27 protein-coding genes are annotated in these 26,279 nt (G+C 67.2%); 12 read left to right on the forward strand and 15 right to left on the reverse strand.

The window, feature by feature from the left end; genetic code table 11:
• Positions 1–163 precede the first annotated feature (163 nt).
• A complete protein-coding gene (locus V9K93_RS11445) occupies positions 164–727 on the forward strand; it encodes a DUF3016 domain-containing protein (RefSeq protein ID WP_046983095.1) in 564 nt (187 codons plus the stop codon).
• A 173-nt stretch (positions 728–900) separates the two neighbouring features.
• Here V9K93_RS11445 and alr read toward each other — a convergent pair whose 3' ends face one another.
• Together alr and V9K93_RS11455 are read right to left on the reverse strand one after the other, a co-directional pair.
• Positions 901–1,968: an alanine racemase gene (gene alr, locus V9K93_RS11450; RefSeq protein WP_295376999.1), complete on the reverse strand. Its 1,068-nt coding sequence runs from the start codon at positions 1,966–1,968 to the stop codon at positions 901–903.
• Positions 1,947–3,251, reverse strand: coding sequence for a D-amino acid dehydrogenase (locus V9K93_RS11455; RefSeq protein WP_004140565.1), 1,305 nt, complete (start codon positions 3,249–3,251; stop codon positions 1,947–1,949). Before V9K93_RS11455 ends, alr begins: the two co-directional genes overlap by 22 nt.
• A 149-nt stretch (positions 3,252–3,400) precedes the next feature.
• Here V9K93_RS11455 and V9K93_RS11460 point away from each other — a divergent pair, with 149 nt between their 5' ends.
• On the forward strand, positions 3,401–3,880 hold the full coding sequence (locus tag V9K93_RS11460) for an Lrp/AsnC ligand binding domain-containing protein (protein WP_004140558.1): 480 nt from the start codon (positions 3,401–3,403) through the stop codon (positions 3,878–3,880).
• 111 nt (positions 3,881–3,991) lie between these two features.
• Here the strand turns inward: V9K93_RS11460 and V9K93_RS11465 are convergent, their stop codons facing one another.
• Both V9K93_RS11465 and V9K93_RS11470 read right to left on the reverse strand, forming a co-directional pair.
• Complete coding sequence (locus tag V9K93_RS11465; protein ID WP_049424811.1) at positions 3,992–4,177, reverse strand: hypothetical protein; 186 nt, start codon at positions 4,175–4,177, stop codon at positions 3,992–3,994.
• A 116-nt stretch (positions 4,178–4,293) separates the two neighbouring features.
• Positions 4,294–4,659, reverse strand: a complete 366-nt coding sequence (locus V9K93_RS11470; RefSeq protein WP_136639250.1) for a classical arabinogalactan protein 4 — start codon at positions 4,657–4,659, stop codon at positions 4,294–4,296.
• 140 nt (positions 4,660–4,799) lie between these two features.
• Between V9K93_RS11470 and msrB the strand changes: the two genes are divergently transcribed.
• From msrB to V9K93_RS11495, 5 genes are all read left to right on the forward strand, one after another.
• Positions 4,800–5,267, forward strand: a complete 468-nt coding sequence (gene msrB, locus V9K93_RS11475; protein WP_136639249.1) for a peptide-methionine (R)-S-oxide reductase MsrB — start codon at positions 4,800–4,802, stop codon at positions 5,265–5,267.
• A 91-nt stretch (positions 5,268–5,358) separates the two neighbouring features.
• Complete coding sequence (motA, locus tag V9K93_RS11480) at positions 5,359–6,213, forward strand: flagellar motor stator protein MotA (protein ID WP_046983079.1); 855 nt, start codon at positions 5,359–5,361, stop codon at positions 6,211–6,213.
• A gap of 3 nt (positions 6,214–6,216) precedes the next feature.
• Positions 6,217–7,155 carry a flagellar motor protein MotB gene (gene motB / locus V9K93_RS11485; RefSeq protein WP_046983080.1) on the forward strand — a complete coding sequence of 313 codons (939 nt, stop codon included), beginning with the start codon at positions 6,217–6,219 and terminating at the stop codon, positions 7,153–7,155.
• Positions 7,156–7,230: 75 nt separating this feature from the next.
• Positions 7,231–7,743, forward strand: coding sequence for a hypothetical protein (locus V9K93_RS11490; protein WP_136639248.1), 513 nt, complete (start codon positions 7,231–7,233; stop codon positions 7,741–7,743).
• A gap of 13 nt (positions 7,744–7,756) precedes the next feature.
• Positions 7,757–8,032: a DUF4031 domain-containing protein gene (locus V9K93_RS11495; RefSeq protein ID WP_046983082.1), complete on the forward strand. Its 276-nt coding sequence runs from the start codon at positions 7,757–7,759 to the stop codon at positions 8,030–8,032.
• A 40-nt stretch (positions 8,033–8,072) separates the two neighbouring features.
• Here V9K93_RS11495 and V9K93_RS11500 read toward each other — a convergent pair whose 3' ends face one another.
• Positions 8,073–8,615 (reverse strand): DUF6630 family protein, encoded by a 543-nt coding sequence (locus V9K93_RS11500; RefSeq protein WP_046983083.1) that lies wholly within the window; start codon positions 8,613–8,615, stop codon positions 8,073–8,075.
• A gap of 89 nt (positions 8,616–8,704) precedes the next feature.
• Between V9K93_RS11500 and V9K93_RS11505 the strand changes: the two genes are divergently transcribed.
• Complete coding sequence (locus V9K93_RS11505) at positions 8,705–8,953, forward strand: DUF3297 family protein (RefSeq protein WP_012509930.1); 249 nt, start codon at positions 8,705–8,707, stop codon at positions 8,951–8,953.
• 81 nt (positions 8,954–9,034) lie between these two features.
• On the opposite strand, the gene V9K93_RS11510 is transcribed toward V9K93_RS11505, so the two are convergent.
• The 3 genes from V9K93_RS11510 to V9K93_RS11520 all read right to left on the reverse strand — a co-directional run bounded on the left by V9K93_RS11510 (position 9,035) and on the right by V9K93_RS11520 (position 12,033).
• Entirely contained in the window at positions 9,035–10,684 is a 1,650-nt protein-coding gene (locus V9K93_RS11510) for a Na+/H+ antiporter (RefSeq protein WP_012509929.1), read from the reverse strand.
• A 118-nt stretch (positions 10,685–10,802) separates the two neighbouring features.
• Entirely contained in the window at positions 10,803–11,591 is a 789-nt protein-coding gene (locus V9K93_RS11515) for a dioxygenase family protein (RefSeq protein WP_046983084.1), read from the reverse strand.
• A gap of 31 nt (positions 11,592–11,622) precedes the next feature.
• Positions 11,623–12,033 carry a DoxX family protein gene (locus tag V9K93_RS11520; RefSeq protein WP_337302572.1) on the reverse strand — a complete coding sequence of 137 codons (411 nt, stop codon included), beginning with the start codon at positions 12,031–12,033 and terminating at the stop codon, positions 11,623–11,625.
• 96 nt (positions 12,034–12,129) lie between these two features.
• On the opposite strand from V9K93_RS11520, the gene V9K93_RS11525 reads away from it, so the two are divergent.
• Complete coding sequence (locus V9K93_RS11525) at positions 12,130–13,011, forward strand: LysR family transcriptional regulator (RefSeq protein ID WP_046983085.1); 882 nt, start codon at positions 12,130–12,132, stop codon at positions 13,009–13,011.
• A 91-nt stretch (positions 13,012–13,102) separates the two neighbouring features.
• On the opposite strand, the gene V9K93_RS11530 is transcribed toward V9K93_RS11525, so the two are convergent.
• The gene (locus V9K93_RS11530) at positions 13,103–16,165 is read right to left on the reverse strand and encodes a bifunctional diguanylate cyclase/phosphodiesterase (RefSeq protein ID WP_046983086.1); all 3,063 of its coding nucleotides are present in this window, start codon (positions 16,163–16,165) and stop codon (positions 13,103–13,105) included.
• Positions 16,166–16,341: 176 nt separating this feature from the next.
• On the opposite strand from V9K93_RS11530, the gene V9K93_RS11535 reads away from it, so the two are divergent.
• Positions 16,342–18,453, forward strand: coding sequence for a M13 family metallopeptidase (locus V9K93_RS11535; protein ID WP_253077880.1), 2,112 nt, complete (start codon positions 16,342–16,344; stop codon positions 18,451–18,453).
• 206 nt (positions 18,454–18,659) lie between these two features.
• Here the strand turns inward: V9K93_RS11535 and V9K93_RS11540 are convergent, their stop codons facing one another.
• Both V9K93_RS11540 and V9K93_RS11545 read right to left on the reverse strand, forming a co-directional pair.
• Positions 18,660–19,832, reverse strand: a complete 1,173-nt coding sequence (locus V9K93_RS11540) for an MFS transporter (protein ID WP_337302573.1) — start codon at positions 19,830–19,832, stop codon at positions 18,660–18,662.
• Complete coding sequence (locus V9K93_RS11545) at positions 19,829–21,043, reverse strand: MFS transporter (protein WP_295376971.1); 1,215 nt, start codon at positions 21,041–21,043, stop codon at positions 19,829–19,831. Before V9K93_RS11545 ends, V9K93_RS11540 begins: the two co-directional genes overlap by 4 nt.
• Before the next feature lie 133 nt (positions 21,044–21,176).
• On the opposite strand from V9K93_RS11545, the gene V9K93_RS11550 reads away from it, so the two are divergent.
• Entirely contained in the window at positions 21,177–21,764 is a 588-nt protein-coding gene (locus tag V9K93_RS11550; RefSeq protein WP_253077883.1) for a TetR/AcrR family transcriptional regulator, read from the forward strand.
• A gap of 111 nt (positions 21,765–21,875) precedes the next feature.
• On the opposite strand, the gene V9K93_RS11555 is transcribed toward V9K93_RS11550, so the two are convergent.
• The gene (locus tag V9K93_RS11555) at positions 21,876–22,805 is read right to left on the reverse strand and encodes an oxygenase MpaB family protein (protein WP_253077884.1); all 930 of its coding nucleotides are present in this window, start codon (positions 22,803–22,805) and stop codon (positions 21,876–21,878) included.
• 309 nt (positions 22,806–23,114) lie between these two features.
• On the opposite strand from V9K93_RS11555, the gene V9K93_RS11560 reads away from it, so the two are divergent.
• Positions 23,115–23,729 (forward strand): hypothetical protein, encoded by a 615-nt coding sequence (locus V9K93_RS11560; protein WP_046983091.1) that lies wholly within the window; start codon positions 23,115–23,117, stop codon positions 23,727–23,729.
• Positions 23,730–23,768: 39 nt separating this feature from the next.
• Here the strand turns inward: V9K93_RS11560 and V9K93_RS11565 are convergent, their stop codons facing one another.
• From V9K93_RS11565 to V9K93_RS11575, 3 genes are read right to left on the reverse strand one after another with little or no spacing between them, the layout of a single operon-like run.
• Positions 23,769–24,113, reverse strand: a complete 345-nt coding sequence (locus V9K93_RS11565) for a hypothetical protein (protein ID WP_046983092.1) — start codon at positions 24,111–24,113, stop codon at positions 23,769–23,771.
• Positions 24,114–24,146: 33 nt separating this feature from the next.
• Entirely contained in the window at positions 24,147–24,917 is a 771-nt protein-coding gene (locus V9K93_RS11570; protein WP_004140108.1) for a LytR/AlgR family response regulator transcription factor, read from the reverse strand.
• Entirely contained in the window at positions 24,907–26,166 is a 1,260-nt protein-coding gene (locus V9K93_RS11575; RefSeq protein WP_012509918.1) for a sensor histidine kinase, read from the reverse strand. The genes V9K93_RS11570 and V9K93_RS11575 overlap by 11 nt, the downstream gene beginning before the upstream one ends.
• Between the last annotated feature and the right edge of the window lie 113 nt (positions 26,167–26,279).

Raw genomic sequence — 26,279 nt, forward strand, 5'->3', positions numbered from 1 at the left:
GCGTATTCACAGCGTCAAGCGCCGTCAGTCATGCTTGACGACAATGAATTGGCGGCAACCACTCTTGTATGTGACGCAATCGGCCATTGCCGTTGCCTGGAAGCAGGATCACACTCGATCCGTGATCAACATCGTCCCCATCGGTGGGACGCAGGAGACCGTCATGAAACGCTCACTCGCGATTGCCCTGCTGGCAGGCGCCCTGGTGGCGGGCGGCGCCAACGCGGCCCCGCGCACCGTGACCGATGCGCAGGCACCACGTGCGCTGCAGGCCGATGGCCCGGTCAGCGTGAAATGGGATGATCCGGCCAAATTCACCGAGATCCGCCAGAGCACCAACCGCTTCGAAGCCGAGCGCGGCGACTGGGTGCAGCAGCTGGCGCGCTACCTGCAGACCACGGCGGCCAAGCCGCTGCAGCCTGGCCAGACCCTCGACGTGACCCTGGTCGACATCAAGCGCGCCGGCGACTACGAGCCCTGGCATGGCCCCCGCGGCAGTGACATCCGGATCATGCGTGACATCTACCCGCCGCGGATCAGCCTGCAGTACACGCTGAAGGATGCCAGCGGCCGCATCATCAGCGAAGGCGATGCGCGCCTGAGCGACACCGGCTATCTGCACAACGTAGGGCTGAAGAGCGACAGTGATCCGCTGCGCTATGAGAAGCGCCTGATCGATGACTGGGTGAAGCGGCAGCTGGCCAGCCAGGCCACCGCTGCGCGGTAGGCCCATCGGCAGGTGTCGACCTTGGTCGACACGCATTCACGGCGCCGACCAAGGTCGGCCGCTACCAGAGCCGCGCCCGGCGACGCGTACCGTGCGACCGCTGCGCGTAAAGCCCATCGGTAGGTGTCGACCTTGGTCGACACGCAGTCACAGCGCCGAGCATGGGCTCGGCTCTACATGTACACCCTGGCCACGCGCTTGACGCCACACGGCAGCTGGTACGCACTCACGCCGCAGCGCGGCGCCAGCTCGGACAGCGTCGGCGCATTGCCCCACAGCTCCACCACGCTGCCAACGCCCGCCTGCGGATGCGCAGTCAGGTCCACGGTCAGCATGTCCATCGACACGCGACCGATCAGCACGCCGGGCTGACCATCGATCAGCACCGGGGTACCATTCGGCGCGAACTGCGGATAGCCATCGGCATACCCCAACGCGACCACGCCGACGCGGGTGCGTGCCTTGGAGACGAAGCGGGCGCCATAGCCCACCGGTTCCCCCGACTCGATCCAGCGCTCGGCAATAACCTTGGACTGCATGGTCATCACCGGGCGCAGGCGCGCGGTGAGATCGGTGTTGTCCGGCAACGGATTGGCCCCGTACAGCATCAGGCCCGGGCGCACCCAGTCGCTGCGCACATCCGGCCAGCCCAGCAGCGCCGGCGAATTGCACACGCTGGTCTCGCCTTCGAGGCCGTCGATGGCACGGGCGAACGTCGCCGCCTGCTCGTGGGTGCGTTCGCTGTCCAGCTCGTCGGCACGTGCCAGATGGGTCATCAGCACGATGCGTTCGACCTGCGGCAGCGCCGACAGGCGCGCATGCGCGGCGCGGAAGCTGTCCACGCCCAGGCCGAGGCGATGCATGCCGCTGTCCAGCTTCAGCCACACCGTCAACGGACGCGGGCTGTCGAAGGCGGCCAGCGCCTCCAGCTGCCACGGCGAACCGACGGCGAACCAGAAATCGTGCTCGGCCACCAGCGCCATGTCACTGGCTTCGAAGATGCCTTCCAGCAGCAGGATCGGCGCACGGATGCCGGCCTGGCGCAGTTCCAGCGCCTCTTCGATGGTGGCCACGCCGAAACCATCGGCCTCGCCTTCCAGCGCCTGCGCACAGCGCACCGCGCCATGGCCGTAGGCATCGGCCTTGATGATCGCCAGGGCCTTGCCACCGCCCAGTTCGCGGGCGAGGCGGTAGTTGCTGCGCAGGGCGCCCAGATCAATCAGCGCGCGGGCAGGACGCATGTGCGGTTCTCATGTTGCGGGGCGTGACCGTACTGGCCATAGCGGAAAACATCCAGGCCTTCGGTGCTGATCTGCGGCTGGCGTGCGCTCATCAGGTCGGCCAGGTAGCGGCCCGAGCCGCATGCCATGGTCCAGCCCAGCGTGCCGTGCCCAGTGTTGAGGTACAGGTTGCGGAACGGTGTGGCGCCGATCACCGGCGTGCCATCCGGCGTGGCCGGGCGCAGGCCGGTCCAGAACTGCGCGCGCGACAGGTCGCCGCCCTTCGGGTACAGGTCGCTGACCACCAGTTCCAGGGTCTCGCGGCGGCGCTGCGACAGCGACAGGTCGAAGCCGGCCACTTCGGCCATGCCTCCGACGCGGATGCGGTCGTCGAAACGGGTGACCGCCACCTTGTAGCTCTCATCGAGGATGGTCGAGGTCGGTGCCATCGCCGGATCGGTGATCGGCAGGGTCAGCGAATACCCCTTCAGCGGGTACACCGGCAGGCGCATGCCCAGCGGTGCGACCAGCGCCGGCGAGTAACTGCCGAGCGCGACCACGAAGCGGTCAGCGGTTTCCAGGGTGCCGTTGACGTGCACGCCGGTGATGCGCTCGCCATCGGAGACCAGACCGGTGATGTCCTGGTCGAAGCGGAACTCGACGCCGGCGTCCACGCACATCTGCGCCAGGCGGCGGGTGAACAGCTGGCAGTCGCCGGTCTGGTCACGCGGCAGGCGCAGCGCGCCGACCAGGCCGTCGACATGGGCCAGGGCCGGTTCGGCCTGGATGATGCCGGCGCGGTCCAGTACCTCGTACGGCACGCCGTACTGGGCCAGGATCTCGATGTCCTGCGCCGAGGCGTCCAACTGCTGCTGGGTGCGGAACAACTGGGTGGTGCCCAGGTCGCGGCCTTCGAATTCGATACCGATCTGCGCCCGCAGCTCGTTCAGGCAGTCGCGGCTGTACTCGGACATGCGCACCATGCGCGCCTTGTTGATCGCGTAGCGCTCATGCGTGCAGTTGCGCAGCATCTGCCACAGCCAGCGGTACTGAGCCAGGTCCATGCCCGGCTTGATCGCCAGCGGCGCGTGCTTCTCGAACAGCCAGCCGATCGCCTTCTTCGGCACGCCCGGTGCCGCCCACGGCGAGGTGTAGCCGAACGACAGCTGGCCGGCATTGGCGAAGCTGGTCTCCAGCGCCGGGCCGGGTTGGCGGTCGATGACCGTGACTTCAAACCCGGCCTGTCGCAGGTACCAGGCACTGGTGGTGCCGATCACGCCGCTGCCGAGAACTAGGACTCGCATGGAACTTCTCCAACCCGATCATTCCCTGCACTGGAGCGTGCCGGGACCATAATTGGGGAAGTATAGACAGCCAATACCAGTTGATTTGCCTGATTTGCAATCAACCGGCAGGATGTTCTCCTGCAATTCATTCCCCAAGGTTGACGGCCATGGCCACCCGTACCCGCGAACTGGACAAGATCGACCGCAAGATCCTGCGCATCCTGCAGGCCGAGGGCCGTATCTCCTTCACCGAACTGGGCGAGCGGGTCGGCCTGTCGACCACGCCATGCACCGAGCGCGTGCGCCGGCTCGAGCGCGAAGCGGTGATCACCGGCTACCACGCCCACCTGGACCCGGCGGCGGTGAAGGCCAGCCTGCTGGTGTTCGTGGAAATCAGCCTGGCCTACAAGTCCGGCGACATCTTCGAGGAGTTCCGGCGCGCGGCGCTGAAGTTGCCGAACGTACTGGAGTGCCACCTGGTGTCGGGCGATTTCGATTACCTGCTGAAGGCGCGGATCAGCGAGATGGCCTCCTACCGCAAGCTGCTCGGCAGCACGTTGCTGACACTGCCGCATGTACGTGAGTCGAAGAGCTACATCGTGATGGAAGAGGTGAAGGAGACGCTGAGCCTGCCGATTCCGGATTGAGGCGCCGCTGCGGTTGGGGTCAGAGCCCGCGGTGCGGGATCCGACCCCGGTCAGGATTCGGCAAGGGGTCGGATCCCGCGCAGCGGGCTCTGACCCCGGTCATGGCAACCGTCAACGCTGCTGCGGGTGCTTCTGCGAGCGCTGCTCCTGCTGCTTGCCACCCTTGTGCGGCTGCTGCGGGTCCATCTGCTGCTGTTGTTGCTGCTGTTGCTGCTGCGGGTTACGGCCCTGCGGTTCCTTGCCGGGATGACGGTTCTGCTGGTTTTTCATGATCGCGATCCAGTGGACGAAGGACATGCGGCGGCGGAATGCCGGCGCACGGTCACGTTGGTCCCGGAACGGTTAATCGCAGGCGAAAAAGCAGTGATCGGCAGGATGTTGTTTTCGTGCGTTCAGGCCGGGCATGGCCAGCGCTACCGGATCTGTTGGCCGTCACTACTGGGCATGCTGTCGTAATAGCGGCCGGTACGCGAATCGAATACGCGGTTGGGGCCGGCCGGGCGCACACCCGGGATGATGCGGCCGTTGCGGTCGTAGACCTTGCTGGACGGCTTCGGCGCCGGGACCGGCGCAACCTGGGCCGGGCCGGTGGACTTGATCGGCTGCACTGGCTGCGGCGAAGGCAGCACCTGCGGCTGCGGCCTCGCTGGCTGCACGGGCGGCACCACCGGCTGGGGGGCTACGGTGGTGCTGCTGCGGGTGACGGTCGGATTACCGGTCGGCACCTGAGCCAGCGCCAGCGCGGGCAGCAGGGCCAGCAGCAGGGAAAGGGACTTCATGGCACGCTCCGGTATGGATCGCATTCACCTTGCGCCTGCGCCTGTGTGCCGCCCATGAACGGCCATCACACTTGCAAGGTCGCGCCGACAACCCCACGTTTGTGGGCATCCCCAAGCCATCGACCCCACGGAGCGCCGCCATGACTGCCTTCGACCTGACGCCCCCGACCACCACCCAGACCGAGGCGCTGGTTGCCGGTCTCAGCAATGAGGAGCGCCGCGTGCTGCTGCAGCACGGCACCGAAGCGCCGTTCTGCGGTGTGTTCCTCGACAACAAGCGCGAGGGCGTCTATTGCTGCCGGCTGTGTGCGCTGCCGCTGTTCCGCTCCAGCACCAAGTTCGATTCCGGCACCGGCTGGCCCAGCTTCTTTGCTCCGTTCGACCCGGCGCACGTGCGCGAGATCCGCGATACCAGCCACGGCATGGTCCGCACCGAGATCACCTGCGCGCGCTGCGGCAGCCATCTGGGCCATGTGTTCCCCGACGGCCCGCCGCCGACCCATGAGCGCCACTGCCTGAACTCCGTCTCACTTTCGTTCACCGGCAACGGCGAGCCCTGGCCTGACCCGTTGCAGCGTGGCGGTGCGGAAAGCGGCGTGGCGGGCTGAAATACCCCGCTGACCGATTTCACAGAATTCCCTCTTCAGAAAACCGGGCGACGGGCCGACAAGGAGATATCCCCCCTCCTTGCGTCGCCCCATGCTCATCATCGTTGGATTCCTGGTCGTCATCATCAGCGTGCTCGGGGGCTACCTCGGGGCCCACGGACGCCTGGGTGCGCTCTGGCAGCCCTACGAACTGGTCATCATCGGCGGTGCCGCACTGGGCGCGTTCCTGGTCGGCACCCCGGCCAAGACGGTCAAGCAGACCCTGCAGGCCATGGTCGGCGTGTTCAAGGGCCCGCGCTACAAGCAACAGGACTACATCGACGTCCTCAGCCTGGTGTACGAACTGCTCAACAAGGCCCGCCGCGAGGGCTTCATGGCGCTGGAAGACCATGTCGAGCGCCCGGCTGAAAGCGCGCTGTTCGGCAACTACCCGAAGGTGCAGGCCGACCATCACCTGATCGACTTCATCACCGATTGCCTGCGCCTGATGATCGGCAGCAACATCGAGCCGCACGAGCTGGAGCCGCTGCTGGAACTGGAGCTGGAAAAGCACCACGCCGAAGCGATGGCGCCGTCGCAGGTGCTGACCAAGGTCGCCGACGGATTGCCCGGTTTCGGCATCGTCGCGGCGGTGCTGGGCATCGTCATCACCATGGGCTCGATCGGCGGCGACATTGTCGAGGTCGGCGGCCACGTGGCCGGCGCGCTGGTCGGCACCTTCCTCGGCATCCTGCTGGGCTATGGCTTCGTCGGCCCGATGGCAGCGGCGATGGAAGCCCGCGCCGAGCAGGACAGCCGTATCTACGAGTCGGTGAAGACCGCCCTGCTGGCCTGCCTGCGTGGCTACAACCCGAAGATCGCGCTGGAATTCGCCCGCAAGACGCTGCCGTCGAACGTGCGCCCGGCCTTCTCCGATTTCGAGCAGCACCTGAAGACAGTCAAGTAAGCCATGGCCGAAACCAAGCCCACTGTCATCGTCCGCCGGGTCAAGAAGGCCGGCCACGCCGCCCACCATGGCGGTTCGTGGAAGGTGGCCTACGCCGACTTCGTGACCGCGATGATGGCCTTCTTCCTGGTGCTGTGGCTGATGGCCAGCACCAGCAAGCCCGAGCGCGCAGCCATTTCCGAGTACTTCCGCAACCCCAGCCCGCTGGTCGGCTCCAGCGCGACGCCGGCGCCAGGCATGGCCGGGCCGGGCGGTGCCAGCACCTCGATGATCAAGCTCGGCGGCGCCACCGATGTTTCGCGCGGCAACAGCAACGATCCCTTCCAGAACCAGCAGAAGTCGATACCGCAGCCGGTGGACGAGCAGCAGCGCGACAAGCAGCAGCTGGAAGCGCTGATGAAGGAACTGCAGGAAGCGATCAGCCGCAGCCAGGCGCTGGAACCGTTCAAGGACCAGCTGCTGCTGGACCTGACCCCGGAAGGCCTGCGCATCCAGATCGTGGACAAGCAGAACCGGCCGATGTTCGACCTCGGCAGCGCCACCCTGAAACCGTACACCCAGCAGATCCTGCACGAACTGGCCGAGTACCTGAACCACGTGCCGAACCGGATCAGCCTGACCGGCCACACCGACATCACCGCCTATTCGGCCGCGCGCGGCTACGGCAACTGGGAACTGAGCGCCGACCGCGCCAACGCCGCACGGCGTGCGCTGATCGATGGCGGCCTGGAAGACAGCAAGATCACCCGCGTGGTCGGCCTGTCCTCGTCGGTGCTGTTCGACAAAGCCGACCCGCAGAACCCGATCAACCGCCGCATCAGCATCGTGGTGATGACCCAGGCCGCCGAGCAGGCCGCACTGGCCGGTGCCGGCCCGCAGGTGGGGCTGTCGGCCACCACCGCCGACCCGGATGTGCAGGCGGCGCAGGGGCCGGTGCGCTGAATCGGGGTCAGATCCCTTTCCACCTGCGCCCGGCCGCTACAATGGCGGTCTTTCCTTTTCAGGTGATTCCACCCCATGTCCCAGAACTCCAAGGCCAAGCGCGACAAGCGCAAGAAGCAGCAGGCCAAGCGTCCGTTCCTCCGTCTGAACGCGCGCGAGCAGGTGCAGAACCATGCCGTGCTGCTCAGCGAAGACGGCCAGGCCGTGGCCGCCATCGGCCTTCAGGGCCGTGAGTGGCTGCTGGCCATCGGTGGCCAGACCATGGGCAACGCCGACAACCCGGTGCCGATGCTGGCCATGCTCAAGCACCTGTCGAACATGCAGGAAGCCGAAGGCCGCACGGTCACCCTGGAATACTCCGAGCTGATGCAGAAGCTGCTGGACACCCTGGCCGCCGAAGCCGGCCAGACCGCCGAGGAGTACCTGGACAAGCTGGTGGCCGAGTTCGCCAGCGAGCAGGCCGAAGACGCAGCCGCTGAAGGCGAAGCAGCTGCCGATGAGGCTGCTGCAGAGACCACCGGCGCCGAAGGCGCTGCCGACGCCGAGGCCACCCCGGCCGCCGACGCCGACGGTAAGCCGCAGGCCTGATCCGGCCACGGCGGTGTCGGTCTACGTCGATGACGCGGTGCATCCCTGGCGCGGACAGCGCTGGGCGCACCTGATGGCCGACACCCTGCCCGAGCTGCACGCCATGGCCGCGCAGCTCGGCATTCCACCGCGGGCCTTCCAGAACAAGGCCAGCGGCGCGCATTACGATGTCACTGCAGACCTGCGTGCGCAGGCAATCGCGCTGGGTGCCCGCGCGATTTCCCGGCATACCGACCGCGCGCTGGTGAAAGCGGTGATCGCCAACGCCAGGGCGCAGTACCGGCCGTAGATGGTTAGCGCCGGGCATGGCCCGGCGCTACCGATCAATCTCAGAACGGGTCGCTGCCCAAGCGGATTTCCACGTTCAGCAGCGAACACAGCGCCAGCATCGCGTCATCGTCGCGGGTCAGTGCCATCACGCCAGTGAAGCCATCGCTGCCGGCATCCACGCTCCACAGCGTGTAGTTGTGTTCGCGCAGGCGATCAAAAGCGGTGGACATCAGCTGCACACCGTCCAGGTCCTCGGCGAAGTCCTCGTCATCGAGGTCACCACCCCAGTCCAGCTGTACGTTGAAGCGCGCCGACAGCTCATTGACCGCTGACTGCAGCGAATCCAGGTCGTCGCGCTCCACGTCGAAGCCCGATTGCCAGGCGATGGCCGTGAACAGGGCCGGCAGCCAGTCGCTGTCAGCCTCCAGCGGCTGCCCCTGCTCGGCCAGCTGCTCGCGCCAGCGGTTGAACTGCTGCAGGGCCTGTTCGTCATCACCCGGATTGATCAGCACCAGCAGGTTCCAGACACGCGCCTCGAAATCGGCCTCGTCGAAATCCTGGACGTCTTCTTCGAAGTCGAAATAATCGCTGTTGTCGGGCATGGCGGGCACTCCTTGGGGCAGGCGGGCATTCTACGGTTTATCCTGTAGCGCTGAAGCCGGCCTTGGTGGCCGTCACCCTGAATGAAGCGATGAGCGATACCCCTCCCGACCACCTGGCGATCAACCCGGCCAGCCCCTTCCATGATGCGCAGGCGCTGGAGCGCGGCGTCGGCGTGCGTTTCAACGACGTCGAGCGCGACAACGTCGAAGAATATTCGGTCAGCGAAGGCTGGATCCGCGTGCAGGCCGGCAAGGCCCGCGACCGCCGTGGCAACCCGATGACGATCAAGGTCAAGGGCAAGGTCGAGGCGTATTTCCTGGAAACGAAGCCGGAATAAGCACGGCTCTCCGATCCTGGGGTCAGATCCCTTTCCTGCGGAAAGGGATCTGACCCCGATCGACGGCGCCCGACCGCAACGTCATTCGCGCTTGCGCGATTCCAGCAGGTCCAGGTTGCGGATCAGGCGTCGCGAGATCTCATCGGAGATCACGCCGCGCCGGGTCAGCCGGAACAGTTCCTCGCGCTCGGCATTGAGGCCGGCGCTGCGCAGTTGGCGATAGCCCAGTTCCATGCGCTGCACCTTCTCCGGGTCCACGTCGGGCCCGTCGCTGTCCTTCTCCAGGTGCCGCTGGTACAGCAGGCTCACCCGCGAGGCGGCGTCGTTGTACAACTGCACGTTCTCGGTGTTCTGGTTCATCACCATCTGCTGGCGCATGCGCTCCACCCCCGCCAGCGCGGCCTTCGATGACAGCCTGCGTGCCAGGTCTTCTTCCTTGCGTTCGCCCGAATCGGCCGGCAGCTGCAGGCCCTTCAGCAACTGCGGCAGCGCCACGCTGGCGCCGACCAGCGAGAACAGGATCACCGCCGCGGCCAGGAAGATCACCAGGTCGCGCGCCGGGAACGGACTGCCATCGGGCAGGAACAATGGCAGCGTCAGCACGCCGGCCAGGGTGATCGCACCGCGCACACCGGCCACCGAGGTGGCCACCACGATGCGCCAGTTCGGTGCCTCGCCACGCTCCAGCCCGCGACGCCGCGCGCGCAGCAGGTTCCAGCGCAGCGACAGCCATACCCACAGCAGGCGCAGCGTGATCAACGTGGCGTTGATCACCAGCACGTAGACCAGCAACCACCACGCGCTCTGGTGGCCGCTCTCGTTCATGGTGGTGGTGGCACGTTCGACAATGCCCGGCAGCTGCTCGCCCAGCAGCACGAACATGATGCCGTTGAAGCTGAACTGCAGCATGTTCCAGACCCCGGCACGCTGCACGCGCATGCTGCCGGAGACGCGGCCGGTCATTTCCACGTAGCTCATCGAGATGCCGGCCGCGACCGCAGCCAGGATGCCCGAGGCATTGATCTCTTCGGCGAGCAGGTAGGCCGCGAACGGAATCAGCAGGTTGACCAGCATCGCCGCACCCGGCTCCTCGCCGAAGCGGCGCCACAGCCAGCGCTGGAAGGTGGAAACACCGAGGGTGACCGCCACGCCCACCGCCAGGCCAGCCACCGCCACCCACAGGAAGGTCAGCGAGGCCGTGGCCAGCGAGAAGGTACCGGTCATCACCGCCGCCACCGCGAAGCGGAAGCAGACCAGGCCGGACGCATCGTTGAGCAGCGACTCGCCTTCCAGGATGTGCATCAGGCGCTTGGGAATCGGCGCCTTGGAGGCGATCGCCCCGACCGCCACCGGGTCGGTCGGCGACACGATCGCCGCGAGCGCGAAGCACACCGCCAGCGGCATCACCGGAATCATCCAGTGGATCAACAGGCCGGCACCGATGACAGTGAACACCACCAGGCCGAACGCCAGCTCGAGGATCGCGCCTTTATCGCGGAACAGGCCCTGCTTGGGGATGCGCCAGCCGTCGAGGAACAGCAGCGGCGGCAGGAACAGCAGGAAGAACACTTCCGGCTCCAGCGCGTGCCCGCGGTTGAACACCCCGGCGATCACCGCACCCAGGCCGATCTGCACCAGCGGCAGCGGCAGCGAGAACGGCAGGACGCGAACCAGGTAGCCGCTGGCGACAACGGCCACCAGCATCGCCAGGACGACTTCGATGGTATGCATGCTTCTTCCAGGAAGCGGCGCGCGGGGAGGCACGGGGGGCCAGCGCCGGAAACCCGGAAAAAATTACCACACGCGGCCACGACCGCGGCGACCACGGCCGCCGCGCGTCAGCCCCGGCTCATGCCCCGTCGAAGCGGTACAGGTCCATGGCAAGGAATCCGGCGTCGATGCCGGCATCGATGCGACGGGCACCGAAGCCACTCTCGCCGGCCGCGCCCATTGCGAAGAACAGCGGCAGCAGGTGCTCATCGGTGGGATGCGCGCGCTCGGCGAACGGCGCCTGCCGGCGATAGTCCAACAGGGCCTGGCGATCATCAGCAGCCAGGCGCTGCTCCACCCATTCGATGAAAGGCCGCACGTACGGCGCTTCCTTGCCGTCCTGGTAATCGCCCCAGTCGTGCAGGTTGTGGGTGATGCTGCCCGAGCCGACCAGCAGCACGCCCTGCTCGCGCAGCGGTGCCAGCGCGCGGCCCAGCGCGAACTGGTGCTCGGGGCCAAGCAGCGGCTGGATCGACACCGGCACCACCGGGATGTCGGCCTGCGGGCGCAACAACCGCAGCGGCACCCACGCACCGTGGTCGAGGCCACGTTGCGGGTCGAGCGCCACCGGCAGGCCAGCGGCGGCGATACGGCCGGCCACCTCTTCGGCCAGCGCTGGATCACCCGGCGCCGGGTACTGCAGTTCGAACAGCGCGCGCGGGAAGCCACCGAAGTCGTGGATGGTCGGCGGCTGCGGGTGCGCGCCGACCAGCGGCTGCCGGCCCAGCCAGTGCGCCGAGGCCATCACGATGGCACGTGGCGCCGGCAGGTCACGCGCCAGCTCGGCCAGGCGCACGCCGACCTGGCCCGGATGCAGGGCAGTCATCGGCGAACCATGTGAGATGTACAGCGAAGGCAGGCGGGACATGGAATTCTCCAGTTGCAGGATCAAGCGGCGATCAGCGCGAACGCAGGGTCCACTTGCCGTCGCCGACCAGGACCAGCACCACCAGCGCCAGCGCCCAGAACGCCGGGTATTCCCAGCCGCCGCCAGCGTTGGCGAAACTGAAGCCATTGGCGCCATGCACGGTGACGATGGTGCCCAGCAGCAGCGGCACGCCGATCAGGCCCACCCAGCGTGCGTAGATGCCCAGCAGCAATGCGGCGGTGATCACCAGCTCAACGCCGATGGTGAGGTAACCGAGCACGCCAGGCAGGCCCAGCGATTCGAAGAACGCGGCGGTACCGGCCGGGGTGAACACCAGCAGCTTGGTCAGCGCATGGACCAGGAACAGCACGCCCAGGGCCAGGCGCAGCAGGGTGGCGCCATACGGGGCCAGCGGCGAAACAGGAGCAGTCGTGGTGTGCATGGGGGAAACACCTTGAGGGAGTGACCACAGGTTATTGCGCCTTCACGGATCGATAAATACGATCTTTCGACCGTATTTATTTCAAAAGGCGCAACAATGGACACCCTCGAGGCGATGCGCGTGTTCGTGGCGGTGGTCGAGCGCAACGGCTTCAGTGCTGCCGCGCAGGCCCTGGACCTGTCCACCGCCGGCGTCACCCGCCACGTCGCCGCGCTGGAGAAGCGCCTGGCCACGCGCCTGCTCCACCGCACCACGCGCCGGGTCAGCCCGACCAGTGCCGGTGCCGCCTACTACGCCCAGTGCGTGCGCCTGCTGGCCGAGTTCGACGCGCTGGAGGCCAGCATCGGTGCACAGGCGCTGGAGCCCTCGGGCACGCTGCGGATCAACGCGCCGGTCAGCTGGGGCATCGCTCGCCTCGGGCCACTACTGGCCAGCTACCGCGAGCGCTTTCCACAGGTGGAACTGGACTTGGCCCTGTCCGACCGCCTGGTGGACATGGTCGAAGAAGGCTACGACGTGGCCATCCGCATCACCCGCGAGCCCGGCCCCACGCTGATCGCCCGCCGCCTGGGCGAATCGCGGGTGAGCCTGTGCGCCGCACCTTCGTACCTGGCCGTGCACGGTGCGCCGAAGACCCCGCAGGAGCTGCAGGCACATGCATGCCTGAGCTACAGCTACTGGTCCGCCGGTGACCATTGGCCGCTGCAGGGGCCCGGTGGCGAAGTGAAGGTGGCAGTAAGCAGCCTGCTGCACGCCAACAACGGCGACGTGCTGCGCGAAGCAGCAATCGCCGGCATGGGCGTGATCCTGCAACCGGATTTCCTGCTGGAAGACGCGTTGGCTGATGGTCGCCTGGTGCGCATCCTGCCCGAATGGGAGGCCTCGCCGATCGGCATCTTCGCGGTCTACACCAGCCGCAGCCACCTGGCGCCAAAGGTGCGCAGCTTCATCGACCATCTGGTGGATGCGGGGGTGTAGCCGAGTCTGGCGTCTGCCGGCCAGCGGCCGGCACTACTGTCATGTTTCGCTCGGGTAGTGCCGGCCGCTGGCCGGCAGATGCGAAACCCGATCAGGCGGGAACCTCGTCCAGCGCATCAATGATCTGCTCCAGCGGCGCCGGCCGGCCCAGCAGATAGCCCTGTACCTGGTCACAGCCGTGCGCGGCCAGCCAGTCCAGCTGCCCGGGCGTTTCCACGCCCTCGGCGATGATGGTCAGCCCCATGCTGTGGCCCAGCGACAGCAGCGCGCGGCAGATCGAGGCATTGCGTGGGTTGGTTTCCACGTCGGCAACGAAGCTGCGGTCGATCTTCAGGATGTCCAGCGGCAGGTGCTGCAGGTAGGACATGCTCGAGTAGCCGGTACCGAAATCATCCAGCGACACGCTGATGCCCTGCTCGTGCAGGCGCTGCATGGTCTGCATCGCCTGCGCCGGCTTGCGCATCAGGCTGCTCTCGGTCAGCTCCACGTGCAACGCGCCGCGAGCCAGGCCGAAGTCCTGCTGCGCGCGCGTGAACTCGGTTACCAGGTCACTGTTGAAGAACTGCACCGCCGACACGTTGACCGCGATCGGCAGCTCGCCCCAACCGGCATCGACAAGCCGCCGCTGTGCCTTCGCCGCCGCGCGGATCACCCAGCGCCCCAGTGCCAGAATCAGCCCGGTGTCTTCGCACAACGGGATGAACTCGTTGGGCGGAATGAAACTACCATCAGCCTGCGGCCAGCGCAGCAGCGCCTCCAGCGCTGCCGGGCTGCCATCGCCGGCGTGCCGGATCGGCTGGAAGTACAGCTGGAATTCGTTGTCGATGGCGGCATGGATGCGCCCGGCCAGGCGCAGGCGGTCGGCCAGCCGCGTGGTCACCGCCGCGTCGAACCAGACCACCACATTGCCCTCGGCGCGCGCTGCATGCGCGGCCTGTGCCGCCATGCCGATCACCTGCTCAGCGCTGTGCCCGTCACCGGCCACGTGCGTAGCCACGCCGATACGCGGCTCGAACTGGTGCAGCGAATCCTTGCCGCGCATCGGCGCCGATACGATCTGCAGCAGGTCGTCCAGCACGCGCTGGACATCCTGCCCGGTGCTGATGGCGAACACGAAATCCTCTGCCGGCTGAAAGGCCAGCGTGCCGCAGCGTGCACCCAGCCCGCCGAGCCGGGTGGCCATCGACTGCAGCACCGCATCGCCGATCTCGCGTCCCAGCGTATCGGCCACCAGCTGCAGGCCGCGCAGCTGTACGAACGCAATGGTGTAGCCCGCATCGTGCTCGTCCAGCTGTTCGGTCAGCGCGCGCACGTTGAGCAGGCCGGTGGCCGGGTTGTGCCGCGCCTGGTAGGCCAGGTCGCGCTCATAGGCCAGCCGTTCGCTGACATCCTCGGCCAGCACCAGGCATGCCGGCTGGCCGTCGAAGTCGAGCCGGGACAGATGTGCACGTACTTCAAACACGCTGCCGTCCTTGCGCCGGTGCAGTCGCACGGTGGCGTCCTGCAGCTCGCCGACCCGGGCCTTGGCGATCGCGCCCTTCACCTCGTCCCAGCCTTCGCGCGGGCGGATGTCGAGGATGCTCATCGCCAGGAATTCCTCGCGGCTGTAGCCATACTGGCGCACAGCGGCATCGTTGACCTCGATGAAGCGCAGCGTGTCCGGATCGAATACCCAGAACGGCGCCGGGTTGCGGTCGAACAGCAGGCGGAAGCGACGCTCCGCTTCGCCCATCTGCTCCCGCGCCTGGTAGCGCTCGCTCAGGTCGGTCAGTGCACCGATCATGCGCCGCTCACTGTCAGCCACTTCCACCCGCTGGCCACGCGCACCGACCCAACGCACCTCGCCACCGGGCAGCACCAGCCGGAACACCTGGTCGAGCACCGCACTACCGGCAAACGCCTGGTCGAAGGCGTGCTGCAGGCGCGCGGCGTCATCACGGTGCACGCGCGCGAAGAAATCAGCCACCGGCAGCGCATCGGTCTGCACCCCGAAGATCTCTCGGGCCAGCGGCGACCAGCGCAGCAGTGCCGCGTCCTCGTCCACATACCAGGTGCAGACACGGCCCACCTGGTGCGCCAGCCGCAGTTCGGCGTGGCCGGTCTTCAGTTCCTCCGCCATCGACTGCTGGCGGAGGGTGCTGCGGCGCACCGCGTACAGCAGTACCAGCAGCACTCCCACGTAGGCCAGCACGATCGCCACTGACGCCTGCAGGTACGGCCACCAGGGCGCCAGCACGTCCTCATCGGCCAACCCGACCTGCACCGCCAGCGGGCTGCGCTCGAGCGTGCTGATGGTGATGATCCGTGGCACGCCATCGACCACGCCCGGCACGCTGCCCAGCTCGACCACCGCCTGCTTGCCGAGCAGGTCACGCCGAGGCAGGTCGAAGCGACGGCCGACCGTGCCATGCGGATCCGGCACCCGCGCCAGCATGTAGCCCTCGGCATCGCTGATCGAGACCAGTCCGTTCGGGCCCACATCCAGCCCGCCGATGATGCGCTGCAGTTCGCCGCAGCGCAGCCGCGCCAGCAGCCAGCGATCGTCGGCCATCGCCAACGCCAGCGGCACCACCCAGCCATCGTCGCCGGCCTGCTGCGGCGGACCGATGTACAGCGCGCTGCCCTGCCCGCGCCGCTGCGGGTCGGTCCACAGCGGCAGGTTCAGATCACCCTTGCCGGCGGTGATCGCGCGGCCGTGGCGGTCCAGCACCACAATGCTGTGCAGCTCGGCATGGCGGCTCAGCACACCGCCGATGGCGGCATCCAGCAGTGCCGGCGCCTGTACCGGCACGCGGCGGAACAGTTCGGCGGCGTCGGCGGCGATGCCGGACATCGCCCGTTCCAGGTTGCGCAGTTCCAGCGCCAGCAGGCGCTCGCTGCCCACCGCCAGCGCGCGGCTCTGGCGCTGCGCAGCCTCCAGCCGGCGGTGGTGGTCGTTGGCCAGCATGGTGGTCAAGCCAGCCACCAGCAACACGCCCAGCAGCACGCCGCCCCAGGTGATGGCGCGCAGCGGCCGGGCCAACGCCCGTTTCAGCGCGGGCATCGGTCGGTCTTCCTTGTGCAGTCGGCTGGCTTCATGCGCGAACGAATCCTCCACGTCCCCGACCTCAACGGCCGGCGGACGCCATTCTTGACGCCTGGCACCGCCCCGCATGGCCACCTCCCCGTGTCCGCGCAGGGTTCCAGCGGCCAGCATGCACCACGCAGCTGGCGCCGTGAAGATCGTATCCGCGCGTTCAGCCAGATCCTGCACAGGCGCTGCGGTGCAACGGAACGGCCAGCTGGGCCGGGGCGGATTAGACTTGGGGTTTTCCGCTGCAAGAGAAGTCCATGTCCAAGCTGCGCCGTCCCACCCTGGCACTGGCCATCGTTGCCAGCCTGTCCCTGGCCGCCTGCGACCGCCCGGCCGAACCGGCCGCCGGTACCGCCGCGCCGGCCGATGCCGCACCCGCAGCGGCCAAGCCGATGCTGGGCAGCTTCGGCTTCGATGCCAGCGGCATGGACCGCAGCATCGCCGCCGGCGACGACTTCTTCGGCTTCGCCAACGGCACCTGGGTCAAGAACACCGAGATCCCCGCCGACCGCTCGCGCTTCGGCAGCTTCAACGTCATCGCCGAAAAGACCCTGGCCGATACCCGCGCCATCCTCGAAGGTGCTGCCGGCAACGCCCAGGCCAACGGTGACGACAAGCTGATCGGCGACTACTACGCCGCCTTCATGGATGAAGCCGGCATCGAGCAGCACGGCCTCGCGCCGGTGCAGCCGCAGCTGAAGGCGATCGAAGCCATCGCAGACAAGGCCGGCCTGGCGCGCACGCTCGGCGGCGACATGCGCGCCGATGTCGACCTGCTCAATGCGACCAACTTCTACACCGACCGCCTGTTTGGCCTGTGGGTGTCGGTGGACATGCTGCAGCCGGACCGCACCGCGCCGTACCTGGTGCAGGGCGGGCTTGGCATGCCCGACCGCGATTTCTACCTGGGTGGTGGCCGCATGGCCGAACTGCGCAAGCAGTACCAGGCCTACATCGCGCAGATGCTCCAGCTGGCCGGCGTTGCCGACCCGGCCGGCAAGGCGCAGCGCATCCTCGCACTGGAGACAAAGATCGCGCAGGCACACGCCACCCAGGAAGAAACCAACGACGTGACCAAGGGTGCCAACCCCTGGACCCAGGCCGACTTCAATGCCAAGGCACCGGGCATGGACTGGAACGCCTTCCTCGATGCAGCGGCGCTGGGCAAGCAGCAGGACTTCATCGTGTGGCAGCCGAAGGCCGTGGCTGGCCTGTCCAAGCTGGTCGCCACCGAGCCGCTGGACGCCTGGAAGGACTACCTGGCCTTCCACGCGCTGGACCGTGCTGCGGCGTACCTGCCGAAGAAGTTCGCCGATGCCCGTTTCGCCTTCCACGGCACCGCGCTGAGCGGCACCCCGCAGCAGAGCGACCGCTGGAAGCGCGCGGTGGATGACGCCAACCACGCAGTAGGCGAGGCCATCGGCAAGCGCTACGTCGAGAAGCACTTCGACGCGAAGACCAAGGAACGCGCCGACGAGATGGCGAAGAACATCATCGCCGCCTTCGCCAAGCGCATCGATGCGCTGGCCTGGATGTCACCGCAGACCAAGGCCAGCGCCAAGGCCAAGGTCGCCGGCCTGACCGTGGGCATGGGTTACCCGGAAAAGTGGCGTGATTACAGCGGCCTGGAGATCCGCCGCGATGATGCGCTGGGCAACGCCCAGCGTGCCGAATTGTTCGAGTACCAGCGCAACATCGCCAAGCTGGGCAAGCCGGTCGACCACAGCGAGTGGGCGATGCTGCCGCAGACCATCAATGCGATGAACGTGCCGCTGGAGAACCGCCTGGTGTTCCCCGCCGCGATCCTGCAGCCGCCGTTCTTCGACGGCGCTGCCGACGATGCGGTGAACTACGGTGCGATCGGTGCGGTGATCGGCCACGAGATCAGCCATGGCTTCGACAACGCCGGTGCGCTGTTCGACGAGACCGGCAAGCTGCACAACTGGTGGACCGCCGAGGACCTGAAGCAGTTCAACGCCGCCGGTGATGCGCTGGCCGCGCAGTTCAGCAGCTATGAGCCGTTCCCCGGCGTGCACGTCAACGGCAAGCTGAGCCTGGGCGAGAACATTGCCGACGTGGCCGGCCTGGGCACTGCCTACGATGCCTACCAGCTGTCGCTGCAGGGCAAGCCGGGCCAGACCCTGGAAGGCTTCACGCCGGACCAGCGCTTCTTCCTCGGCTTTGCCCAGGCCTGGCGCAGCAAGAGCCGCGAGCAGGCGCTGCGCAACTCGCTGCTGACCGATGTGCATGCACCGGGCCAGTTCCGCGCGCTCACCGTGCGCAACATCGACGCCTGGTACCCCGCGTTCGAAGTGAAGGAAGGCCAGAAGCTGTACCTGGCCCCGGACAAGCGGGTCAAGGTGTGGTGATGTAACTGGAACGGGCGCCGCAAGGCGCCCGTTCCATTTCCCGGTAGCTGCCAACCTTGGTTGGCGCATGCCTCGCTCTGGTGGGTGTCGACCTTGGTTGGCACATGCCTCGCTCTGGTGGGTGCAGACCTTGGTCGGCACATGCCTCGCTCTGGTGGGTGCAGACCTTGGTCGGCACGGGGTGGGAATCCACGCATCGCGTGGATCTACCTGCGGGTGGTGGCAACCATCAGCAGAGCGCTCGCAGCCAACACCGCCGCAGCCCACAGGTTGGCGTGCAACCCGATGCCATCCAGCAGACGGCCCCCGCCCCACGCGCCCGCTGCGATGCCGATGTTGAACACGCCCACATACAGCGCAGTGGCGATCTCGACGGCCTGCGGCACCGCCTTCATCATCCAGCCCATCAGGCCCACCGACACACCGCCGTAGGCCAGGCCCCACAACAGCAGCACCGCAATGCCGCCGGCCGGCGTACTGCCCACCCACAGCAGCAACAGCGGCGTCAGCAGCAGGCCCAAGGCAATCGCCAGCAGCATTCCACGCGGATGCCGTGCGGCCATCGGACCGGCGATGAAGTTGCCGGCGATGCCGGCCAGGCCATAGGCAAACAGCAGGGCGCCGATCCACTTCGCATCCACGCCCGACACCGTCGTCAGCAGCGGCCGCACGTAGGTGAAGGCGATGAAGTGCCCGGACACCAGCAGCACAGTCAACCACAGGCCGCGCTGCAGGCCGCGATGGCCGAGCAGCTGCACGAACTGCGCTGGCCGCACCGACGTTGCCACCGGCAACGCGGGAACCACCACCACATGCAGCAGCAGGACCGCCGCACTGAACAGCGTCATTGCCGCGAATGCGCAGCGCCAACCCAATGCATCACCGATCAGCGCGCCCAGTGGCACGCCAAGGACCGAGGCGGCGGCCACGCCACCGAAGATGATCGAGGTGGCCAGGCCGATCCGCTGTGCTGGCACCAGGCGCGCCGCAAGGCCCCCGGCAATAGCCCAGATGCCGCCCATGCAGAACCCCACCAGCACGCGCGCGGCCAGCAGCCAGGCGATACCGGGTGCCAGAGCCGAGGCGATGTTGGCCACCAGCAACAGGCCCAGCAGCCCACACAGGATGCGGCGGCGATCAATGCCACCGGCGACTACCACCACCAGCGGCGCGAACAACGCCGCCAGCAGGGCCGGCAGCGAGATCATCAGGCCGGCGGTGCCTTCGGAAGCACCGAGGCTGTCGGCGATCGGCGTCAGCAGGCCCACCGGCAGCATTTCGGTAGTGACCACCGAGAACGTGGCGAGGCCGACGGCGGAAACCGCCCACCACGGATGGCGATGCACAGGCGCGGCATGCGCAGGCGATGAAGCGCTCACGGGACGATTCCTTCAGGGGATGTGGTCGACGCAGACGGGCGCAGTGCACGTTGCGCGAGCACGGCAAACAGCAGCACGCCACCGCCTGCCACCAGCGCAACGACAAAGCCGCTGCGCACCCCCCCCGCATCGACACTCTGCCCGGACAGCGCCGCGCCCAGCGCCACGCCGATGTTCAATCCGGCCAGCAGCCAGGTCATGCCCTCGGTCAGGCGCGATTCGGGGACGTGCTGTTCGACCAGCGACATCGCCACGATCATCGTCGGCGCGAAGAACAGCCCGGCCAGCAGCACGGCTGCAGCCAGTGCCGGCACGCTGCCAACCCCCAGCAGCGGCAGCGTGGTCAGCGCAGTGGCCGCTGCGCCCAGCAGCAACAGGCGCTGCAACGGCACCTGCAGCTTCAGCGCACCGAACAGCAGGCCTGCCGCACAGCTGCCCAGCGCATAGGCCGACAGCACCACGCTCGCTGCGAGGGGCTGGCCACGCTGTTCGGCGAAGGCCACGCTGGTGATGTCGACCGTGCCGACGATCACTCCCATCGCCAGCATCAGCAACGCCAGCAGGCGGATCTCCGGTTGCCGCAACAGGGAGCGGCGTGGTGTGGCGCTGTCAACCGGTTGCAACGGCGGCTCGGTGCCACGCTGCAGGACCAGTGCGGTCACTCCGATCACCAGCAGAAGGGCTGCAGCCAGCACGCCAGCCTGTGGCCATACCGCTACTGACAATCCCACCGCCAACGGCGGCCCGGCAATGAAGGTGACCTCGTCGAACACCGTCTCCAGCGAGTAGGCGGTCTGCAGTTGCGGGCGACCGCGATGGATCGCGGTCCAGCGCGCGCGCACCATCGCCGAGACGCTGGGCATGCAGCCGGCCAGCATCGCCATGGCGAACAGGGTCCAGTCCGGTGCGGCCAGCAGCGTGCACGCGGGCAGCAACAGCAGACCGGCCGCACTGGCCGCCGTGGCCCACGGCAGCACCCTGCCCTGCCCATGGCGGTCGACCCAGCGCGATACCTGTGGCGACAGCAGCGCGTAGGTCAGCACGAAGGTGGCCGACACCGTGCCGGCCAGTGTGTAGCTGCCGCGCAGCTGCGACAGCAGGGTGATGATGCCGATGCCGGTCATCGGCAGCGGCAGGCGGGCCAGCAGCCCGGCCAGGGCAAGGCCGGCGGTGCCGGGGGCGGCGAACAGGTCGCGGTAAGGGGTGGCCATCGCAATCTCCAGGGCAGCGACTTGCCTGACGCGGGAAGCGCCACGACAATACATACAGAGCGTATGAATATGAGACTACATTCATACGCCCTGTATGTAAATAATCATGCGCCACGTATGTAAGGAGCTCCGAATGGTCCGCCGCACCCGCGCCGAGATGGAAGAAACCCGCGCCAGCCTGCTGGCCACCGCCCGCCGGGTGTTCAGCGAGCATGGCTATGCCGCCACCTCGATGGACGACCTGACCGCGCAGGCCGGGCTGACCCGCGGCGCGCTGTACCACCACTTCGGCGACAAGAAAGGGCTGCTGGCAGCGGTGGTTGCCCAGCTCGATGCCGAGACCGATGTACGCCTGCAGGCGATCAGCGATGCTGCAGATGACGCGTGGGACGGCTTCGTGCAGCGCTGCCGCGCTTACCTGCAGATGGCGCTGGAACCGGAGATCCAGCGCATCGTGCTGCGCGATGCGCGCGCGGTACTGGGTGGCGCCTCACCGGAATCGCAGCGCCACTGCGTGTACTCGATGCAGCACCTGATCGAACATCTGGTGGCGCAGGGCGTGGTGGCGCCGGTGGACGCGCAGGCGCTGGCATCGCTGATCTACGGCAGCCTGGCCGAGGCCGCGTTCTGGATCGCCGAGGGCGAGGATGGCGACGCGCGCCTGCGGCAGGCGACGGCGGCGCTGGAGATGCTGTTGCGCGGGTTGAAGTCGGCCGGGTGAAGCCCATCCACGCATGGCGTGGATCTACTACGGAATCCGCTCTGGTAGATGCCAACCTTGGTTGGCGCTTCTGCGGCACCGCGCGAAATGCGTGCCAACCAAGGTTGACACCTACCGGAGCAGTTCAGGCCACTCGCGCAACACCGCCACTGACACGCCCACGCGCGTGCAGGCGCGACTGGCGAGGCCATCGGGCAGTGCGCGGCGGAACAGCGGCGCCATGCCCCGCATCAGTTTCGCCGACGCGGCCGCCTGCGCCCGCTGGCGGCCATTGCGTTCGAGCATGCCTTCGGCCCAGTCCGGCAGCAGCGCGGCACCGGCCCCCAGGAACACTTCGCGCGACAGGCCTGGCACCGGCACCGGAAGACGCACACCGGACAACACCTCCAGCACCTCGCGCGAGCGCTCGTCCACGCGCAGCTCCGGCTGCCGCGCACAGAAGTACGCCGCCACTTCCGCTTCGCTGCGCGGCACATCCACCGCACCCAGCGCTTCGGCCACGCGGCGGTACTCGTCGTAATAGCGGTCGGCAATGGGCTCGGGTACCTCGCGCCCGTAGCGGCGAAAACCCTGCAGGAAACCGAATGCTTCGGTCACATGCACCCAGGTCAGCAACTGCGGATCATCGGCGGCATACCCCTCACCCTGCGCGGTCTGGCCACGGATCTGCGCATGGATGCGGCGCACCTTGGCCACCAGCATCTCGACCTCGCCGGCAGGCGCATAGCTGGTGCCGGCCACAAAGGCCGTGGTGCGGCGCAGGCGGCCCACCAGATCCTGGCGGAAATTGGAGTGGTCGTAGACCCCGGCCAACGCGCGCGGGTGCAGGGTCTGCAGCATCAGTGCGCACAGGCCGCCGGCCAGCATCGATGGAAATTCGGCGTGCAGCCGCCAGGTGACGCTGTCCGGGCCGAACCAGCCCGGGTCACCCAGCGGATGGTCGTAATCGATGCCGCTCTGGCCACGCGGGAAGGCCTCCAGGACCCAGCGCCGGATCGGCGCGGTCACGGGGCGGGAGAATCGCTGCAGCAGAGCCGGCATCACAGGTCCAGGAAAGGCGGAAGAACGGCCACGCGCTGCGCGGTCGGCCCTGATTCTGGGCGATCACGACGCCAACGGCGAGTCTCCGCACTCAGCCACGGTTTCATGTGCGGCCGCAGCACGTTTCACCCTGCGACATCTTGTCGCAGGCTGCAGCCGCGATGCTGCAACGCAGCAACATTCACTCATTCAGACAGAAGCCTTACGCCGCTTGGCCTTGGCCCCATTGCACGGCTCGCTGGAAGTGCTAGAACTGAACCCGCCACACCGTCCAACGCTGATCGACGCACGTTCCACAAGGAGCCAGCCATGATTGCTTTGTTCAAGGGTTTGGGAATTCTGCTTCGCGACAACGAGCTCTACAGCAGCCCGTTCGATAAACAGGTCGCGCACTGGCGCAATCTCAGCGAGCAGCAGATCCGCGACGAAGTGGCTGTGCTGGCCCAGGCCAAGTGCCAATGGCTGATCGCCTCGATCGTGGGCTGGCAGGCGGCGTCGCTGCTGATCCTCGGCCTGATTGCCAACTACCTGTGGCGCGACGATTTCCATATCACCTTCACCCGCGTGGTGATCGTGTTCGGCTCATGGGTATCGATCCTGTTCGTGATCTGGTTCATGGCCAACATGTTCGACCACACCGCCGGTTTCGAGCGCTGGATGAAGGCGTTCAACAGCCGCGCGCGGATCAGTTCCAAGGCCGACAGCGTCGAGCACGTGGCCGAGGCGCTGGACCTGGCCGAGCATTATCCGGAAGTGCTGGACTACAAGCAGGCGGTCACCGCCCGGCGTGAACTGCGCCACGAGGACATCCGCATCATGACCGAGATCGGGCGCATGAAGCAGCATTCGGAACTGGTGGGACGCCTCAACCACGTGGGTGAAACCGAGCACCACCACGAACTGACGCTGCAGCCAGCCTACTGACCCTTCGGGGAAGCGGGGGGACCCACAATGCCACCGTGATCACTCACGGTGGCATTGTTCTTTCCGTTCCTCGTTGACGCACTGGTTGAAGCCCTTCGGCAGGTCACTGAACTCCCGCGTCTCGCCCACCGCCACCGCGAACGACCGTATCGGCGCTTTCGCACATACGGCATCGGGACTGCAGGCCGGGTCCAGCACCAGGTAGTGGCACTGGCCGCTGCGGCTGGCGATGCACTCGAAGCGCGCCACCCCATCCACCACGGTGCGCTTGCTGTACAGCGTGTCCACGCCATTGGCGTTGGTGCGGGTGATCGCGGTCTCGGTGGACTTCTGGCAACCGGCAAGTGCCAAAGCAGCGAGGCCCATAAGCAGGAAGGAACGCATGGAAAGCTCCGCGTATCGGAAGATGCGGGGCGGCTACATGCCGCGGAACAGACTCATGAAGGGCTGGCTGACCACCAGTGTTTCCGCACGCTGGCGCAGGCGCAGTACACCGCGCCCGGTATCGTCGCGGCTCACCGCCGCCACCGCCTTCATGTTGACGATGGTCGAACGATGGATCTGGCGGAAGTGCTGCGGGTCGAGTACTTCCAGCAGCTCGCGCAGCGGCGTGCGCAGCAGGCTTTCGCCGGCGGCGGTGACCACCGTGGTGTACTTGTTGTCGGCGCGGAAGTAGGCCACGTCCTCCAGCATGATCAGCTGCGTCTCACGACCGTTGCTGGCGGTGATCCAGGCCAGCGGCGGGTGATCGGCGCTGCCCTGCGATGGACCCAGCCGTTGCAGCAGGCGTTCAAGTACCGCGTCGTCCTGGCGCGTCGATGGCAGCCGCGACAGGATGCGCTCGCGCGTGGCCAACAGGCGCTCGTCGCTCACCGGCTTCAGCAGATAATCCATCGCACCTTGCTCGAACGCATCGATGGCGTACTGGTCATAGGCGGTGACGAACACCACCTGGGTACGCGGGCTCAATTCGGACAGCGAACGTGCCACCTCGATGCCGCTGATGCCAGGCATGCGGATGTCGAGGAAGGCGATATCCGGCTGCTTCTCGGCCAGCTGCTCCAGCGCACTGGCACCGTCCTCGCACTCGGCCACCAGTTTCAGTTCCGGCCACAGCCGGCCCAGCTGCTCCACCAGTGACTGCCGCAGCAGTTCTTCGTCTTCGGCGATCAGCGCTTCAAGCGGCATGGCTGCGTTCCTTGGCCGACTGCGGCAGTGTCATGGTCGCGGCCACGCCGCTGGGGAAGTTGGCAACGATCGCCACACCGGCCTGCTCGCCGCAGGTCAGGCGCAGGCGCTCGCGCAGGTTCTTCAGGCCGATGCCGGTGCCACTGGTGCCCTGGCCGAAGCCGAGGCCATCGTCGGCCACCGTCACCGTCACATGATCATCGAAACCACGCGCGAGGATCCAGATCGTGCCGCCGCCGGGCTTGGGTTCCAGGCCGTGCTTGATGGCATTTTCCACCAGCGTCTGCAGCGCCATCGCCGGCAGCTTCACCTCATGCAGTTCGGTTGGCACCTGCACTTCCACCGCCAGCCGCGCGCCCATGCGGATACGCAGGATCTCCAGGTAGGCGCGGGTGCGCTCCAGCTCCACGCCCAGGGTGGACACCGATTCGTCCACCTGCGGCAGCGAACTACGCAGGTACTGGATCAGATGGCCGAGCATCTGTTCTGCGCGCGCAGGATCGGTGCGGGTCAGCACCTGCGCGTTGGCCAGCGAGTTGTACAGGAAATGCGGTTCGACCTGCGCATGCAGCAGATTCAGCCGCGCCACCGACAGTTCCTTCTCGACCTGGGTCTGTTCGGCGGCGGCCTGCTCGTCGCGACGCTGGTCGGCAACGCGTCGACTGATTGCGCGGGTGACCGCTTCGGCATTCTCGTAGTTGCTGCCCTCATCCAGCGCCAACAGGTCGGCCCACCAGCCTGCGTCCGGTTCGAACAGCAGGGTGACGGTGCTGGTGCCCTGCCCCGGCGTGACCGTGGCCAGCACGCTGTTGCGCTTGATCGCCAGCCGCGCCGGCAGGTTCCAGCGCGATGGCTGGCGGCCATTCCACAGATCGACGCGGCGTACATAGGCGCGCACCTGCAGGCTGCCGGCCGAGCTTTCCACTTCCTCCACCCGCGGCAGCTCGCCCACCGCCGCCTCGACCACCGCGAAGGCGTGGCCGGCATCCATCGGCAGTTCGATCTGCCGACGCTGGCGCCCGGACAGGGTGGCGCCATCGAGGCGGCCGGCCACCAGCCAGACCCGGCGCACATGGGTCACCGCACTGCCCAGCGCCGAGATCATCAGGAACATCACCAGCAGCCCGAACACCCAGCCGGGGCCGTCGTTCATGCCGCTGAAAATGCCGCTCCAGACCATGCCGGCCACGAACAGTGCCGCGGCCCAGGCCAGCAGGTGACGGAGGATGAGGGAGAGGCTGGCGATCACGGCGGCGCCTTGGTGGAAGGGGGTGAGCCGAGCATAGGGCGGCCCATCGGGCAAGCAAGCGGCCTGCGACGAAGGGCCGGAAAGCGGGGATGGAAGCCCATCTGATAGTGCCG

This window comes from Stenotrophomonas sp. CCNWLW162, from assembly GCF_037203745.1.
Taxonomy (GTDB): domain Bacteria; phylum Pseudomonadota; class Gammaproteobacteria; order Xanthomonadales; family Xanthomonadaceae; genus Stenotrophomonas; species Stenotrophomonas maltophilia_AQ.

What these genes read in the sequence shown, in the direction of transcription:
- V9K93_RS11570 (WP_004140108.1), bottom strand. Translation starts at nt 24,917, where the DNA reads ATGCCGCTTGAAGCGCTGATCGCCGAAGACGAAGAACTGCTGCGGCAG.
- V9K93_RS11550 (WP_253077883.1), top strand. Translation starts at nt 21,177, where the DNA reads ATGGTCCGCCGCACCCGCGCCGAGATGGAAGAAACCCGCGCCAGCCTG.
- V9K93_RS11510 (WP_012509929.1), bottom strand. Translation starts at nt 10,684, where the DNA reads ATGCATACCATCGAAGTCGTCCTGGCGATGCTGGTGGCCGTTGTCGCC.
- V9K93_RS11560 (WP_046983091.1), top strand. Translation starts at nt 23,115, where the DNA reads ATGATTGCTTTGTTCAAGGGTTTGGGAATTCTGCTTCGCGACAACGAG.
- msrB (WP_136639249.1), top strand. Translation starts at nt 4,800, where the DNA reads ATGACTGCCTTCGACCTGACGCCCCCGACCACCACCCAGACCGAGGCG.
- V9K93_RS11515 (WP_046983084.1), bottom strand. Translation starts at nt 11,591, where the DNA reads ATGTCCCGCCTGCCTTCGCTGTACATCTCACATGGTTCGCCGATGACT.
- V9K93_RS11520 (WP_337302572.1), bottom strand. Translation starts at nt 12,033, where the DNA reads ATGCACACCACGACTGCTCCTGTTTCGCCGCTGGCCCCGTATGGCGCC.
- V9K93_RS11500 (WP_046983083.1), bottom strand. Translation starts at nt 8,615, where the DNA reads ATGCCCGACAACAGCGATTATTTCGACTTCGAAGAAGACGTCCAGGAT.
- V9K93_RS11565 (WP_046983092.1), bottom strand. Translation starts at nt 24,113, where the DNA reads ATGCGTTCCTTCCTGCTTATGGGCCTCGCTGCTTTGGCACTTGCCGGT.
- motA (WP_046983079.1), top strand. Translation starts at nt 5,359, where the DNA reads ATGCTCATCATCGTTGGATTCCTGGTCGTCATCATCAGCGTGCTCGGG.
- V9K93_RS11530 (WP_046983086.1), bottom strand. Translation starts at nt 16,165, where the DNA reads ATGCGGGGCGGTGCCAGGCGTCAAGAATGGCGTCCGCCGGCCGTTGAG.
- V9K93_RS11555 (WP_253077884.1), bottom strand. Translation starts at nt 22,805, where the DNA reads ATGCCGGCTCTGCTGCAGCGATTCTCCCGCCCCGTGACCGCGCCGATC.
- motB (WP_046983080.1), top strand. Translation starts at nt 6,217, where the DNA reads ATGGCCGAAACCAAGCCCACTGTCATCGTCCGCCGGGTCAAGAAGGCC.
- V9K93_RS11490 (WP_136639248.1), top strand. Translation starts at nt 7,231, where the DNA reads ATGTCCCAGAACTCCAAGGCCAAGCGCGACAAGCGCAAGAAGCAGCAG.
- V9K93_RS11470 (WP_136639250.1), bottom strand. Translation starts at nt 4,659, where the DNA reads ATGAAGTCCCTTTCCCTGCTGCTGGCCCTGCTGCCCGCGCTGGCGCTG.
- V9K93_RS11460 (WP_004140558.1), top strand. Translation starts at nt 3,401, where the DNA reads ATGGCCACCCGTACCCGCGAACTGGACAAGATCGACCGCAAGATCCTG.
- V9K93_RS11445 (WP_046983095.1), top strand. Translation starts at nt 164, where the DNA reads ATGAAACGCTCACTCGCGATTGCCCTGCTGGCAGGCGCCCTGGTGGCG.
- V9K93_RS11525 (WP_046983085.1), top strand. Translation starts at nt 12,130, where the DNA reads ATGGACACCCTCGAGGCGATGCGCGTGTTCGTGGCGGTGGTCGAGCGC.
- V9K93_RS11465 (WP_049424811.1), bottom strand. Translation starts at nt 4,177, where the DNA reads ATGTCCTTCGTCCACTGGATCGCGATCATGAAAAACCAGCAGAACCGT.
- V9K93_RS11545 (WP_295376971.1), bottom strand. Translation starts at nt 21,043, where the DNA reads ATGGCCACCCCTTACCGCGACCTGTTCGCCGCCCCCGGCACCGCCGGC.
- alr (WP_295376999.1), bottom strand. Translation starts at nt 1,968, where the DNA reads ATGCGTCCTGCCCGCGCGCTGATTGATCTGGGCGCCCTGCGCAGCAAC.
- V9K93_RS11505 (WP_012509930.1), top strand. Translation starts at nt 8,705, where the DNA reads ATGAGCGATACCCCTCCCGACCACCTGGCGATCAACCCGGCCAGCCCC.
- V9K93_RS11455 (WP_004140565.1), bottom strand. Translation starts at nt 3,251, where the DNA reads ATGCGAGTCCTAGTTCTCGGCAGCGGCGTGATCGGCACCACCAGTGCC.
- V9K93_RS11535 (WP_253077880.1), top strand. Translation starts at nt 16,342, where the DNA reads ATGTCCAAGCTGCGCCGTCCCACCCTGGCACTGGCCATCGTTGCCAGC.